The sequence below is a fragment of the Streptomyces sp. NPDC091292 genome, assembly GCF_044757265.1.
GTDB lineage: Bacteria > Actinomycetota > Actinomycetes > Streptomycetales > Streptomycetaceae > Streptomyces.
The window spans coordinates 1-12,856 of record NZ_JBIVUQ010000034.1 but is presented as its reverse complement, the minus strand read 5'-3'; the positions used below and the strand labels follow the sequence as shown (position 1 = coordinate 12,856).

At 69.7% G+C, this 12,856-nt stretch carries 10 protein-coding genes; 8 read left to right on the top strand and 2 right to left on the bottom strand.

Features of this window, described 5'->3' with window-relative positions; genetic code table 11:
- Positions 1 to 10 precede the first annotated feature (10 nt).
- The 4 genes from ACIQNU_RS41840 (at position 11) to ACIQNU_RS41825 (ending at position 4,505) form a co-directional block, all read left to right on the top strand.
- Positions 11 to 1,054 (top strand): enoyl-CoA hydratase/isomerase family protein, encoded by a 1,044-nt coding sequence (locus tag ACIQNU_RS41840; RefSeq protein WP_401377382.1) that lies wholly within the window; start codon positions 11 to 13, stop codon positions 1,052 to 1,054.
- A gap of 78 nt (positions 1,055 to 1,132) precedes the next feature.
- The gene (locus ACIQNU_RS41835) at positions 1,133 to 2,719 is read left to right on the top strand and encodes a class I adenylate-forming enzyme family protein (RefSeq protein ID WP_401377379.1); all 1,587 of its coding nucleotides are present in this window, start codon (positions 1,133 to 1,135) and stop codon (positions 2,717 to 2,719) included.
- Positions 2,716 to 3,642 (top strand): alpha/beta hydrolase, encoded by a 927-nt coding sequence (locus ACIQNU_RS41830; protein ID WP_401377376.1) that lies wholly within the window; start codon positions 2,716 to 2,718, stop codon positions 3,640 to 3,642. The genes ACIQNU_RS41835 and ACIQNU_RS41830 overlap by 4 nt, the downstream gene beginning before the upstream one ends.
- Positions 3,643 to 3,653: 11 nt before the next feature.
- A complete protein-coding gene (locus tag ACIQNU_RS41825; protein ID WP_401377374.1) occupies positions 3,654 to 4,505 on the top strand; it encodes an enoyl-CoA hydratase/isomerase family protein in 852 nt (283 codons plus the stop codon).
- On the opposite strand, the gene ACIQNU_RS41820 is transcribed toward ACIQNU_RS41825, so the two are convergent.
- Positions 4,506 to 6,305, bottom strand: a complete 1,800-nt coding sequence (locus ACIQNU_RS41820; RefSeq protein ID WP_401377371.1) for an acyclic terpene utilization AtuA family protein — start codon at positions 6,303 to 6,305, stop codon at positions 4,506 to 4,508.
- Complete coding sequence (locus ACIQNU_RS41815; protein WP_401377369.1) at positions 6,305 to 7,063, bottom strand: enoyl-CoA hydratase-related protein; 759 nt, start codon at positions 7,061 to 7,063, stop codon at positions 6,305 to 6,307. Before ACIQNU_RS41815 ends, ACIQNU_RS41820 begins: the two co-directional genes overlap by 1 nt.
- 183 nt (positions 7,064 to 7,246) lie before the next feature.
- Here ACIQNU_RS41815 and ACIQNU_RS41810 point away from each other — a divergent pair, with 183 nt between their 5' ends.
- The 4 genes from ACIQNU_RS41810 to ACIQNU_RS41795 all read left to right on the top strand — a co-directional run bounded on the left by ACIQNU_RS41810 (position 7,247) and on the right by ACIQNU_RS41795 (position 12,748).
- Positions 7,247 to 8,845, top strand: coding sequence for an acyl-CoA carboxylase subunit beta (locus ACIQNU_RS41810; protein ID WP_401377366.1), 1,599 nt, complete (start codon positions 7,247 to 7,249; stop codon positions 8,843 to 8,845).
- Between the two features lie 29 nt (positions 8,846 to 8,874).
- On the top strand, positions 8,875 to 10,905 hold the full coding sequence (locus tag ACIQNU_RS41805; protein ID WP_401377363.1) for a biotin carboxylase N-terminal domain-containing protein: 2,031 nt from the start codon (positions 8,875 to 8,877) through the stop codon (positions 10,903 to 10,905).
- Positions 10,906 to 11,012: 107 nt separating this feature from the next.
- Positions 11,013 to 11,633 carry a TetR/AcrR family transcriptional regulator gene (locus tag ACIQNU_RS41800; protein ID WP_401377360.1) on the top strand — a complete coding sequence of 207 codons (621 nt, stop codon included), beginning with the start codon at positions 11,013 to 11,015 and terminating at the stop codon, positions 11,631 to 11,633.
- A gap of 315 nt (positions 11,634 to 11,948) precedes the next feature.
- Positions 11,949 to 12,748, top strand: a protein-coding gene (locus ACIQNU_RS41795) for an IS5 family transposase (protein WP_401377536.1) whose coding sequence is annotated in 2 segments (ribosomal slippage) — positions 11,949 to 12,284 and positions 12,287 to 12,748 — 798 coding nt in all. Because the reading frame shifts where the segments join, the coding sequence is not laid out codon by codon here.
- The last annotated feature ends 108 nt before the right edge of the window (positions 12,749 to 12,856 follow it).

Sequence of the window (12,856 nt, the reverse complement as noted above, 5' to 3'; positions counted from 1 at the left end):
GAGGTCCTCCATGCGTATCGATCTCGCCGCCTTCGCGGACGGGGCCGCGGACGAGGAGTATTTCGACGAGGACCTCGGACCCCGCCGTCCGCTCATCATCGTCGGTCTTGATGCGACTGTCTCCCCTGCGACCTGGGAAAAGGCGACAGAGCGGATCAGAGGGCACGACGGTCTGCTCGTAGGCTGTGCGCAGCGGCCCACCGAGCAGACCGTACTGCTGTCCCGCCACCTGGACCTGACCGTGGCGCGGGAGGCCCCCGAGCGGACGTTCGTCGCGGTGGACGACCCGGAGCAGGAAGCACACGAACTGGTGGCGGCGGCCGGTGCGCATCCGCAGGCGACCGCCGTACTGGGACAGGTACTGCGCGCGACCGAGCGGCTCACCGTCGCCGAGGCGCTCGACGTCGAGTCCTTCGCCTACTCGACCCTCCTCGCGGGGCGGGAGTTCGAGCGCTGGCTCGCCCTGCGCCGTGAGCGCTCCGATCCGCCCGTGGTGCCGCAGCCGGTGCTCCTCGCCCGGGAGGGCGACATCCTCCGCATCACCTTCAACCAACAGGACCGGCGCAACGCCTACGGGAGCGCCATGCGCGACGCCCTGGTGGAGGCATTGGCCTTCGCGGAACGTGACCCCTCGCTGAAGGAGATCGTCCTCGCGGGCAGCGGACCGGTGTTCTCCTCCGGCGGGGATCTCGCCGAGTTCGGCCGTGCACGCGACCTCGCCACCGCGCACCTGGTGCGGACCCGCGGAGGCGCCGCACGGGCCCTGCACCGGCTCCGGGACCGCACGACCGCGCAGGTCCACGGAGCCTGTGTGGGCGCGGGGGTCGAACTGCCCGCATTCGCCGGGCGGGTGACAGCCGCGGAAGGGACCACCTTCCGGCTTCCCGAGATCGGCATGGGTCTCATCCCGGGCGCCGGCGGCACAGTGAGCATTCCTCGCCGTATCGGACGCCGCCGCACGCTTCATCTCGCCCTGACGGGGCGGCGGCTGACGGCCGAGCGGGCGCTCGACTGGGGACTCGTGGACCGGATCGACGCCCCGGGGCCGTCGTAGGAGACCGTACGCCGCCGTGCAAGCCTCGATTGATCTACCCTCCAACTTATATTCAATATACAATGCCGTGGACTCGCCGTGCTGGATCAGCCGACCCAGGAGACGTCCGTGAACATCACCATGCTGCTGGAGATGGCCGCCGAAGCACATGGCGACCGGATCGCCGTGGGATCCGCGCACACGGGGCGGGAACTGACCTACCGTGAACTGCTCGCTGCGAGCCGTGAAGGCGCTCGTGTCCTGGCGGGCGCGGGCGACGGGCCCCGTACGCTCGCGTGCCTCGGAGTCTCCGGCCCCGCGGCGGTGATCGGGGTCTTTGCCGCGGCCGGCGCCGGATCGACCTTTGCCCCGCTGAACCACCGCCTGCCTGAAGGGTCCTTGAAGGCGCTCGCCGAGCGGGTGCTGCCGGCGCTCGCTCTCGCGGGGCCGGACGAGTGGGCGGCCGCCGAGAGCGCCGGCGCTGATCCGGTGGTGGAGGAAGGGAGCTGGCTGGCGCGGTGCCTCGCCGACGCAGCGGGAGGAGAGGCTGCTGAGGCCGAGCCGCCGCAGATGCCGGTCGCACCCGCGGTGCTCCTCTTCACCAGCGGAACATCGGCCGAACCCAAGCCGATCGCGCTGCACCACGACAACCTCCTCGCCTACGTGCTCAGCACGGTCGAGTTCGGCTCGGCGGCGCCCGACGAGGCACAACTGCTGGCCGTTCCGCTCTTCCACATCGCGGGCGTCGCGTCGGTGCTCAGCTGTGTCTACTCGGGACGACGGATAGTTGCGCTCCCGGCCTTCTCGGCCAAGGGCTGGCTGGACACGGCTCGCAGGGAAGCGGTGACACATGCCTTCGTCGTGCCCACCATGCTGGCGCGCATCGTCGATGAACTGGCAGCGGATCCGTCGCTCACGGTCCCCAGCCTGCGACATCTCGCCTACGGCGGAGCGCGGATGCCGCTGCCGGTCCTGGAGAACGCGCTGCGGCTGTTCCCCGACACGGACTTCGTCAACGCCTACGGGCTCACCGAGACCAGCTCGACGATCGCCGTCCTCGGACCCGACACCCACCGCGCGGCGGCCCAGGGCGATCCCGTCGCTCGCGAACGGCTCAGCTCGGTCGGTCGGCCGGTCGACGGCATTGAGATCCGTATCGTGACCGACGAGGGCGGCGAGGCGGGCCCGGGGGAGCGCGGTGAACTGCACCTGCGCGGTGCGCAGATCGCCGACGGGGCATGCACCGACGCCAGAGGATGGTTCCGTACCGGCGACTCGGCCTCCCTGGACAGCGGCGGCTATCTGTACGTGCACGGCCGCCGCGACGACACCATCATCCGCGGTGGTGAGAACATCGCTCCCGGTGAGATCGAGGACGTGCTGCTCCGGCATGAGGGCGTGGCCTCGGCCTGTGTGGTGGGCCTGGCCGACGCCGAGTGGGGCGAACGCGTCGAAGCCGCCGTGACACCCGTACCCGGTCACGCACTCGACACCGAGGCGCTGATCGCCTGGACGCGCGAACGTGTGGGCACGCTCAAGGCCCCCCAACGGATCCACGTCATGCACGAGTTGCCGCTCACCTCCACGGGCAAGGTGATTCGGCGCAGCGTCGGTGAGGCCCTGGGAGCCGGTGCCGAAAGCGCCGGTTCGGACGGGCGACCGCACGGAGCACGGGAGCTGTCATGACGCGCACGCCCGTTGATCCCGAGCTGCGCCGCGCCGCCCGGCGCGTCCCGCCCTTGCCGATCGGCAACCGCCTGATGCGGCGGCTGATGCGCAGCGCCCCCGGTCCACGACGTGCTGCCGGGGTCGACATCCGGACCTGGGAAGTCAGGGACGGCCACCTGAAGCTGCTGCTGTACGCGCCCAGGGAGCGCCCGGCATCGGCGGCGCTCCTGTGGATCCATGGGGGCGGGTTCGTGATCGGCAACGCCGCCATGGACGCCGCGCACAACGCCGATGTCGCCCGGCTGGGAATCACCGTGGTCGCGGTCGACTACCGACTGGCACCCGAGCACCCCTTCCCCGCACCGCTCGACGACTGCCTGCAGGCATGGCTGTGGATCCACCAGCACGCCGATGACCTGGGCGTGGACCCGAAGCGCGTCGCGTTGGGCGGCAGTAGTGCGGGTGGTGGACTGGCGGCCTGTCTGGCCCAACGCCTGCACGCCTGCGGTCACCCGGAACCGGCCGCGATGTGGCTGTCCGCGCCCATGCTCGACGACTGCACCGCGGCCCGCCGCGAACTGGACGCCGTACGCCATCGGATCTGGAGCAACCGGCATAACCACATCGGCTGGCGCAGCTATCTGAACGCCGCACCCGGCACGTCCACCGTGCCTGAATTCTCCGTGCCGGCCCGCAGGGAAGACCTGTCCGGTTCCGCACCCACCTGGATCGGCGTCGGTGATCTCGACCTCTTCCACGACGAGGACCTCGCCTACGCGGAGCGCCTGCGCGCAGCAGGAGCGGACGTCACGGTCGACATCACACCCGGTGCCCCGCACGGCTTCGAGAGCTGGGCGTTCAGGGCTGACATCAGCCGTCGTTACCGCGAGCGGGCGAACGCCTGGCTGGCCCGCTCCGTACAGCTCGCGGACCTTGAATGATCGGAGAGGGCATGCTCGAATTCGAGGAGCAGCAGGGAGTGACCGTGGTCCGGATACGCCACGGCAAGGTCAACGCGCTCGACGTGGAGCTGCTGGACGCCCTGCGCGGCGCGATGAGCGATCTGGAGAGTGCACCGGCCGTCGTGCTCACGGGCACGGGCCCGGTGTTCTCGGCCGGGGCCGACCTGGACCGCATCGGCGCGGGCGGCCGGGCCTACGCGAAGGAGTTCCTGGACGCGCTCTCTCTGACCTGCATGGCCGTCTTCGACCACCCGAGGCCGGTTGTGACGGCGATCAACGGGCATGCCGTCGCCGGAGGCTGCGTCCTGGCCGCGGCCGGCGATCTGCGCATCATGGCGCAGGGCACGATCGGTCTGAGCGAACTCGGCGTCGGAGTGCCGTTCCCGACCGCCGCCCTGGAGATCATGCGGCACGCGACGGGTTCCGCGCTCCAGCGCATGGTCATGAGTGCGGCACTGCTTACACCGCGGCAAGCCCTGTCCCTCGGGCTCGTCGACCAGGTCGTCGAGCAGCCGGACAGGCTGTCCGCGGTAGCTGTGGACGCGGCAGCGCGGCTGGCGGCGGTATCCGCCGAGGTGTTCACGTTCAGCAAGCGGCAGCTCCACCGTCCCGTACACGAACGCATCGCGGCAGCCGAAGGCGATGACCGGTTCGTCGAGGACGCGTGGTCATCGGATGCGGTCCAGGAGTCGATCCGCGGCTATCTCGAAGGGCTGCGGAGGCCGAGCCCTGATGCGGCGCGCACACGAGGAGCGGCGCACACACCCGGGTCAGGCGCGGCGCGCCCACCGAGGCCCGACGCGGTGAGCGCCCGGAAGCCGCTCCGCCGACAAGCGGAGTGATCACAGCCCCTCGGCCGCGAGCAGGCACGCGGGCACCTCCACGTACCGCGAGCGCAGGTATTCACCCAAGCCCTTGGCCTGCGGGTCGGGGCGCGTGGTGGATGCCACGCCCTCACCGAGCAGGCCGACCACCACGAAGTTCAGCGCGCGCAGGCGGGGCAACGCATGGCGCCGTACCACCAAGTCGCGCGCCTCGGGCAGCAGGTCCCTCAGACGTTCGGTGGTCAGCCAATCGCGCAGCCACGTGTACGCGGCATCGTCTCGGGTCCACACACCGATGTTGGCGTTGCCGCCCTTGTCGCCGGACCTGGCGCCGGCGATGAGGCCCAGCGGGACACGGCGGGTAGGGCCGGTCGGCGCCGGGGCGCTCGGCGTCTCGTGCCGGAGGGTGCGGGGCTCCCCGCTCGGGCTGTGTTCGACGACGCATCGCCTGCCGTCGGGCAGGACCACCACGTGCTCCACCGCCTCCCGCCGCACCAGCGCCGGCCAGTAGGAGCCGAAGGCGGTGGCCGGGGTCGGCGGGGTCGTCGTGTGCAGTCCGGCGTAACTGCCCACGGCCATCGCGGTGGTGAGCGCGGAGAACGCCTTGCCCACCCGGCGTTCGTCGGGTCCCTTCACGGTGATACGCAGATGTGCCACGGCTTCGGTGTTGTCGTCCGCGTCCTCGTGGTCGAAGCGCAGCAGCCTGAAGTCGAGGTCGTCGAAGCCTGCCGGGCCGTCCAGGAGTTCGAGGAACTGCTCGCGCGCCAGGTCGGCCTTGGCCTCGATGCCGAGGCCGGTGATCACGAAGATCATCGTGTTGCGGAAACCCTCACTGAAGTTCATCGCCACCTTCAGCCGCTCGCCGGGCGGGCTCCCCTGTGCGCCCGAGATGCGCACCCTGTCCCCGCCGACCGATCGCAGCGAGACGGAGTCGAAGTGGGCGATCACATCGGGGCCCTCATAGGCGGGCGAACCGATCTCGTACAACAGTTGCGCGGTGACGGTACCGGGAGAAACCAGCCCGCCGGTCCCCGGATGCTTGGTGATCACACTGCTGCCGTCGTCATCGACCTCGGCGAGCGGAAAGCCCGGGTAGCGGCGGTCGCGGATCTCCTCCAGGAAGGGGTAGTTGCCGCCGCAGACCTGCGGTCCGCACTCGATGACATGCCCGGCGATCACAGCCCCGGCGAGCCTGTCCCAGTCGGTCCTCGACCAGCCGTGCCACCAGGCGGCCGGACCGGACACGAGAGCGGCGTCCGTGACGCGCCCGGTGACGACGATGTCCGCGCCCGCGGCAAGCGCCTGCGTGATTCCCCAGCCGCCCAGGTAGGCGTTGGCCGTCACCGGCGGCTCCGTCCGTACGGACAGGGGCCTGCCGTCGTCGAGATGGGCGAAGTCCTCGCCCCCCTTCCGCAGGCGCTCCAGGTGAGGGGTGAGGTCGTCCCCCGCGACGTACGCGATACGGGGAGCGAGGCCGAGTCGCGACGAGAGGTGCCCGATCTCCTCGGCGAGCAAGGACGGTGCCAGTCCACCGGCGTTGGCGACGACACGGATGCCGCGCTCCAGGCAGGTGCCGAGCACCTGCTCCAACTGGGTCAGGAACGTGGTCGCGTACCCTCTGCCCGTCCTCTGCCGCGCCTTGTGCAGCAGGAACATCGTCAACTCGGCCAGATAATCACCGGTCAGGACGTCGATCGGCCCGCCCTCGACCATGTCCCGGGCGGCGGAGAGCGTATCTCCGTAGAAACCCGAGCAGTTGGCGATGCGGACGGGGCGGCGCCGCGGACCTGCGGTGACCGCCTGTGCTTCGTGCGGCATCAGTGCCCCTTCCACTGCGGAGTGCGCTTCTCGGCGAACGCCCGCGGGCCGTTCCGGGCGTCATCGCTGAGATATACCGGCTCCCAGAGGCGTTCGGCCGCGGCGAAGGCATCGTCGAGCGCGAGGGCGGGATCGAGCAGGACGGTCTGCTTGGCGGCGCGTACGGACAGGGGTGCGTTGCCGGCGATGGTCCGGGCGAGCCGGGCTGCCGCCGCGCGCAGTTCGCAAGCGGGGACGACCTCGTTGACCAGGCCCAGCTCGTAGGCCCGCCGGGCGTCGATGGGATCGCCCGTCATCAGGAGCTGAGCGGCGATCCGGCGCCCGACGATACGGGTCAGCGGAACCGCCCAGGGCGCGCCGCGGCCGACCTTGGCCTCCGCGATCGCGAAACGGGCGTGCTCGGCCGCGACCGCCAGATCGCAGTTCTGGACCAGCATGAACCCGCCGCCGTACGCGATGCCGTTGACCGCGGCGATCACCGGCTTGTCGACCGTGATGTTGCGGCCGAGCTGCGGCACGTAGTCCGGCGGCGGTACGAGCAGACCGTCCTCGGCCATCTCCTTCAGATCACCACCGGCACAGAACGCCCTGTCCCCTTCGCCCGTGAGGATCAGAACGGCGGCGGCCGAGTCGTCGGCGTACCGCGCGAATCCGTCGAAGAGGCCGCGCCGTACGTCGTGGGAGAGCACGTTGAGCGCTTCGGGGCGCTCGATGGTCAGCCAGGCGATCGCGTCATCGCGCCGGTACGTGACGGTCATCGTGGTCCTTCCTTCGGTTAGGTCAATCCAGCGATGTGAATGAGGATTTACCAACACGGGCGATGCTAGCGCTCTAGCCGGAACAAAGCTCCACCGATACGGTCTCTAGTGAATCAACATTCACTTCACCGTTCCAGGGGCATGTCGGCCGACGGGCCTGCCGACCACGAGGAGGCTGATGCCATGCCGGTCATTGCGTCGCGGCTCGACACGGCGAGCGAGGCATATCGCCGCAACCGCGCCACCCAACTGACCCTGCTCGATCAGCTCGGCGAGCAACTGGACGCCGCCCTCGCCGGCGGCGGGGAGCGCTACCTGCGCCGCCATGTCGAGCGCGGCCGGCTCCCGGTCCGCGAGCGGATCGAACTGCTCGTGGACCCCGCAAGTCCGTTCCTGGAGCTGTCCACCCTCGCGGCCTGGGGCACACAGTTCACCGTCGGGGCCAGCGTCGTCACGGGCATCGGAGTCGTCGCCGGAGTGGAGTGCGTGATCATCGGGCACGACCCCACCGTGCGGGGCGGCGCCATGAATCCGTACTCACTGCGCAAGACCCTGCGCGCACTGGAGATCGCCAGAATCAATCGCCTGCCGGTGGTGAACCTGGTCGAGTCCGGCGGCGCGGATCTGCCCACCCAGGCGGAGCTGTTCGTGCCCGCGGGCCGCATCTTCCACGAGCTGACCGAGCTGTCGGGCCTCGGCATCCCCACGGTGGCCCTGGTTTTCGGAAACTCGACCGCGGGTGGCGCCTATGTGCCAGGCATGTGTGACTACGCGGTCCTGGTCGACCGGCAGGCCAAGGTGTTCCTCGGCGGTCCGCCGCTGGTGAAGATGGCCACGGGCGAGGAAGCCGACGACGAGGCACTGGGCGGCGCCGAGATGCATGCCCGGGTCTCGGGACTCGCGGACTGCTTCGCCGCCGACGAGCGGGACGCGATCCGTCTCGGCCGGAACATCCTCTCCAGGATCAACTGGCGCAAACTCGGCCCGCCGCCCTCGGTCGACCCCGCGCCTCCTGCGTACAGCCCGGACGAGATCCTCGGAGTCGTGTCGGCGGACACGAAGGTGCCCTTCGACCCGCGCGAGGTGCTTGCGCGGGTCGTGGACGGCTCCGAATTCGACGAGTACAAAGCGCTGTACGGCACGTCACTGGTGACCGGGTGGGCCCGAATCCACGGCTTCCCCGTCGGCGTACTGGCCAACCAGCGAGGGGTGCTCTTCAGCGAAGAGGCCAAGAAGGCAGCCGAGTTCATCATGCTGGCGAACCAGACGGACACCCCGCTGGTCTTCCTTCAGAACACGACGGGCTACATGGTCGGCACCACATACGAACAGGGCGGCATCATCAAGGACGGCGCCAAGATGATCAATGCCGTCACGAACAGCACCGTGCCGCATGTGACGGTGAACATCGCCTCCTCGTTCGGCGCCGGCAACTACGGCATGTCGGGACGGGCCTACGACCCCCGTCTGATGTTCGCGTGGCCGGGCGCCAAGCTCGCCGTCATGGGGGCGACCCAGCTCGCCGGCGTCCTGTCCATCGTCGGGCGGGCATCGGCGGCCAAGTCGGGACGGCCGTACGACGAGGACGCGGACCGCGCGCGTACGGCGGCGATCGAAGCGCAGATCGAGGCCGAGTCGCACTCCTTCGCCGTCACCGGCCGCCTGTACGACGACGGCATCATCGATCCCCGCGACACCCGGTCCGTCCTGGGCATGGCCCTGTCGGCCATTCACTCCCAGACCGTTTCCGGACGCCGTGGCTACGGCGTCTTCCGGATGTGACGAGCGTGCTGAAACGGAAGGTGAAACCGATGCCGCCTGCGAGGCCGATTCGTAGACTCCTCATCGCGAACCGGGGGGAGATCGCCGCGCGAGTCATCCGTACGGCGCGATCCCTGGGGATAGCCACGGTCGCGGTGTATTCGGACCCCGACGCACGGGCGCCCCACGTCACGCTGGCCGACGAATCGGTCCGGCTGCCGGGCGCGGCGCCCGCCGACACGTATCTGCGCGGTGACCTGATCGTCGAGGCCGCGCGCGAGCGCGGAGCCGACGCGATCCATCCCGGGTACGGATTCCTCTCCGAGAACGCCGACTTCGCGCGGGCCTGCGGGGACGCGGGGCTGACCTTCGTAGGACCGTCGCCCGGGGCGATCGCCGCCATGGGATCGAAGCTGGAGGCAAAAGCACTGATGGAGGCGGCCGGCGTCCCTGTGCTGCCCGGCGCCCAAGTGACGGACGACGCGGCGCTGTTCGCGCTCGCCGCCCCGGTCGGCTACCCGCTCCTGGTCAAGGCCGCCCATGGGGGAGGCGGCCGGGGGATGCGGCTCGTACGCGAGCGTGAGGAACTGGCCGATGCGGTCGACCGCGCCCGCGGCGAGGCCGCTTCCGCCTTCGGTGACGGCACGGTCTTCCTGGAACGGTTCGTCGAGGACCCGCGCCATGTCGAGGTGCAGATCCTGGGCGACACCCACGGCAACGTCGTCCACCTCTTCGAGCGCGAGTGCTCCATCCAACGCCGCTACCAGAAGATCATCGAGGAGTCGCCGTCACCGGCGGTCGACGAGGAACTACGTGCCGAACTCGGCGCCGCCGCCGTGGCCGCGGGCAAGGCCATCGGCTACGTCGGTGCGGGCACGGTGGAGTTCGTACTGGACGCGGCCGGCCACTTCTCGTTCCTTGAGGTCAATACGCGGCTGCAGGTGGAGCACCCGGTCACCGAACTGGTCACGGGCCTCGATCTGGTCGCGCTCCAACTCCGTATGGCCGAGGGCGAGGCGATCCCGCCCGAGGTACTCGACGCACGCCTCGCCGGGCACGCCATCGAGGCACGCCTCTACGCCGAGGACGCAGAGGCCGGCTTCGCCCCCGCCACAGGCACACTGCACCGGTTCGCGACCCCTGAACTCCCTGGTATTCGCGTCGATTCGGGCGTCGCGGACGGCTCCGTCATCAGCCCGCACTACGACGCCATGCTCGCCAAGGTGATCGCCCATGGCCGCACCCGCACGGAAGCCGCCCGGCGACTGGAACAGGCCCTGCTCCACAGCACCCTGCACGGCGTGACCACCAACAGGGACCTCCTGGTGGGCATCCTGCGCGAGCCCGAGTTCCTGGCCGGCGGCACCGACACCGGCTACCTCACCCGCCACGACCCGAGACACCTCTGCGCCGAACCGGACGGGAAATCGCCGGGGGAGGCGCACGCCGTCGCCGCGGCGCTGGCCTGGCAGGCAGGCCACCGAAGCGCGGCGCCCGTGCTGCGGACCATGCCGACAGGGTGGCGCAACGTGCCGTCGGCGCCTCAGCGGGTGACATACGTCCGAGGCGCGCAGACACTCGAAGTCGCGTTGCGCTTCGACGCGGCCGAGACGCATGACACGGCTGACGTGGTCGAAGTCACTGTCAATGGCGGGGAGTTCGGTGGGCTCGTACGCGTCCGGAAGGCCACGCCGGACCGTGTCGACCTGGAAGTGGACGGCTCTCGCCGCACCTACACCGTGCACCGGGTCACGGCGGGAGCCGACCGCACAGAGGTGTACGTCGACGGTCCCGACGGCTCCAGTGCGCTGACGGAAACACCGCGCTTCCCGGAGCCGGCGACAGCAGCCGCAGCCGGTTCGCTCACCGCCTCGATTCCGGGCGTCGTGGTGCGGGTGCTGGCCGATCCCGGCACAGCGGTCGCCGCGGGCCAGCCCCTCCTCGTCCTGGAAGCCATGAAAATGGAACACACGGTGACCGCCCCGACGAGCGGAGAGCTGGCCGAGGTGCGGGTCGAGCCGGGCCGGCAGGTCGACGTCGGGCACATACTCGCGGTGGTCATACCCTCCGCATCGGACTGAAGGCGACGCAGCTCGTCCTCTGCGGCCCGCCGGCAACCGCCCCGTACAGTGAGCGAACCTTCACCACGAACCAGAGAGGGAACATGAACGATGGCACACTTGCCGCCGTGACGACCGAGGGAGCCACGCGCCGCCACCGCGACCCGGACCGCAAGCAGCGCATTCTCGCGGCGGCCGCCGCCCTTGGCGCACGGCGCGGATTCCACTCCATCTCCATGGCGGACATCGGCGCCGAGGCCGGCATCGTCGGCTCCGGGATCTACCGTCATTTCGACGGCAAGCACGCCATCCTGGTCGCGATGCTCGACCAGGTCATGGACCGCCTCGCGGACCGCTGCGTCGAGATCATGTCCGCGGAGACCACCGACGAGGAACGCCTCGCGGCCTTGATCCGCGACCACATCGACGTGGCCATCCGTGACCGCGACGTGCTCAGCGTCCACCACCGCGAGGCCCACACCCTGCCCGAGACGGACCGGCGCCGACTGCGCCGCCGACAACGCATGTACGTCGAGGAGTGGGTCCACCTGCTGGCTGCGCAGCGCCCTGATCTGGCCGATGCGGAGCTGCGGGTCGCGGTCCACGCGGCCGTCGGCGCGATCCAGTCGATCCTCACCTTCCAGAGCGGAGTCACGGACGCCCGTGCCGCCGAGTTGCTGGAGACCATGGCCCACGCTTGTCTGGGCACGGCGGCGCCTGCTGTTGGTGAATCCGTTGCGGCGCGGTAGCGGCTGTCGTGGTCCGCGACGGCAGGATCGCTGGGTGGGCCGGGCAGTCGGGCACCTGAATGGCGAGGGTTCGCGTACGGATGTGACGTTGCCCGCGAGGTCTGACGTGCGCGCCGCGGCAGCGCCGGAATGAGTGCTCACATAGCCAACCACCCTGGCCGGAACGGAGATTGACGCCGTTCGGCGCGACGCGCGCACCACCGCTGCCTTCGACGGGACCACGCCGGCGTCCACGGTCCTCTCCCGCGGCCGGAAGGCAAGCCGCGAGTAAGAAGTTATCTCATTTGGTCGAGTAAGCTCCTGGTCGTGGCAGGGATCGTTGAGCGGCTGGTGCCGGACGAGTTGTGGGAGCTGTTCCAGCGCGTGGTGCCGGAAGCGCCGTCGCGGCCTCAGGGCGGTGGCCGGCGTCGGCACGGCGATCGTGAAGTGCTGGCCGCAATCGTCTTCGTGGCAACCTCTGGCTGTACGTGGCAGCAGGTGCCGACCGCCTCGTTCGGACCGTCCGGCGCGACGGCTCACCGCCGCTTCACCGAGTGGACCAAGGCCCGGGTGTGGGCCAAACTCCACCGCCTGATCCTTGATGAGCTGGGATCCCGCGGCGAGCTGGACTGGTCCCGGTGCGCGATCGACTCGGTCAACATGCGGGCCCTGAAAAGGGGGAACTGACAGGTCCGAATCCTGTGGACCGAGGCAAGTACGGGTCGAAGATCCACTTGATCACGGAACGGACCGGCCTGCCCCTGTCCATCGGCATCTCGGGCGCCAACATGCATGACAGCCAGGCCCTGGTCCCGCTGGTGAAGGGCATACCTCCGATCCGCTCGCGACGAGGACCCAGGCGACGCAGGCCGCACAAACTCCACGCCGACAAGGGCTACGACTACAACCACCTGCGGCGATGGTTAGCCGACCGAGGCATCCGGCACCGCATCGCCCGCAGGGGCATCGAGACCTCGCAACGGCTCGGCCGCCACCGCTGGACCATCGAACGCACCATGGCCTGGCTCGCCGGATGCCGACGCCTGCACCGCCGCTACGAACGCAAGGCCGAGCACTTCCTGGCCTTCACCAGCATCGCCTGCACCCTAATCTGCTACCGCAGACTCACCAAATGAGATGCCCCCTTAGTAGGACTCCGTTAGGTCTTCCTGTTGGTCCTGATCACGAGCATGTTGGGTGTGTGGACGTATATGAAGTGAACCGTGTTCGGGCGAAGTTGGCGT

Bases quoted from the DNA above. Each gene is read 5' to 3' on its own strand.
- ACIQNU_RS41840 (WP_401377382.1), top strand. From the start codon at position 11: ATGCGTATCGATCTCGCCGCCTTCGCGGACGGGGCCGCGGACGAGGAG.
- ACIQNU_RS41820 (WP_401377371.1), bottom strand. From the start codon at position 6,305: ATGCCGCACGAAGCACAGGCGGTCACCGCAGGTCCGCGGCGCCGCCCC.
- ACIQNU_RS41805 (WP_401377363.1), top strand. From the start codon at position 8,875: ATGCCGCCTGCGAGGCCGATTCGTAGACTCCTCATCGCGAACCGGGGG.
- ACIQNU_RS41815 (WP_401377369.1), bottom strand. From the start codon at position 7,063: ATGACCGTCACGTACCGGCGCGATGACGCGATCGCCTGGCTGACCATC.
- ACIQNU_RS41830 (WP_401377376.1), top strand. From the start codon at position 2,716: ATGACGCGCACGCCCGTTGATCCCGAGCTGCGCCGCGCCGCCCGGCGC.
- ACIQNU_RS41810 (WP_401377366.1), top strand. From the start codon at position 7,247: ATGCCGGTCATTGCGTCGCGGCTCGACACGGCGAGCGAGGCATATCGC.
- ACIQNU_RS41825 (WP_401377374.1), top strand. From the start codon at position 3,654: ATGCTCGAATTCGAGGAGCAGCAGGGAGTGACCGTGGTCCGGATACGC.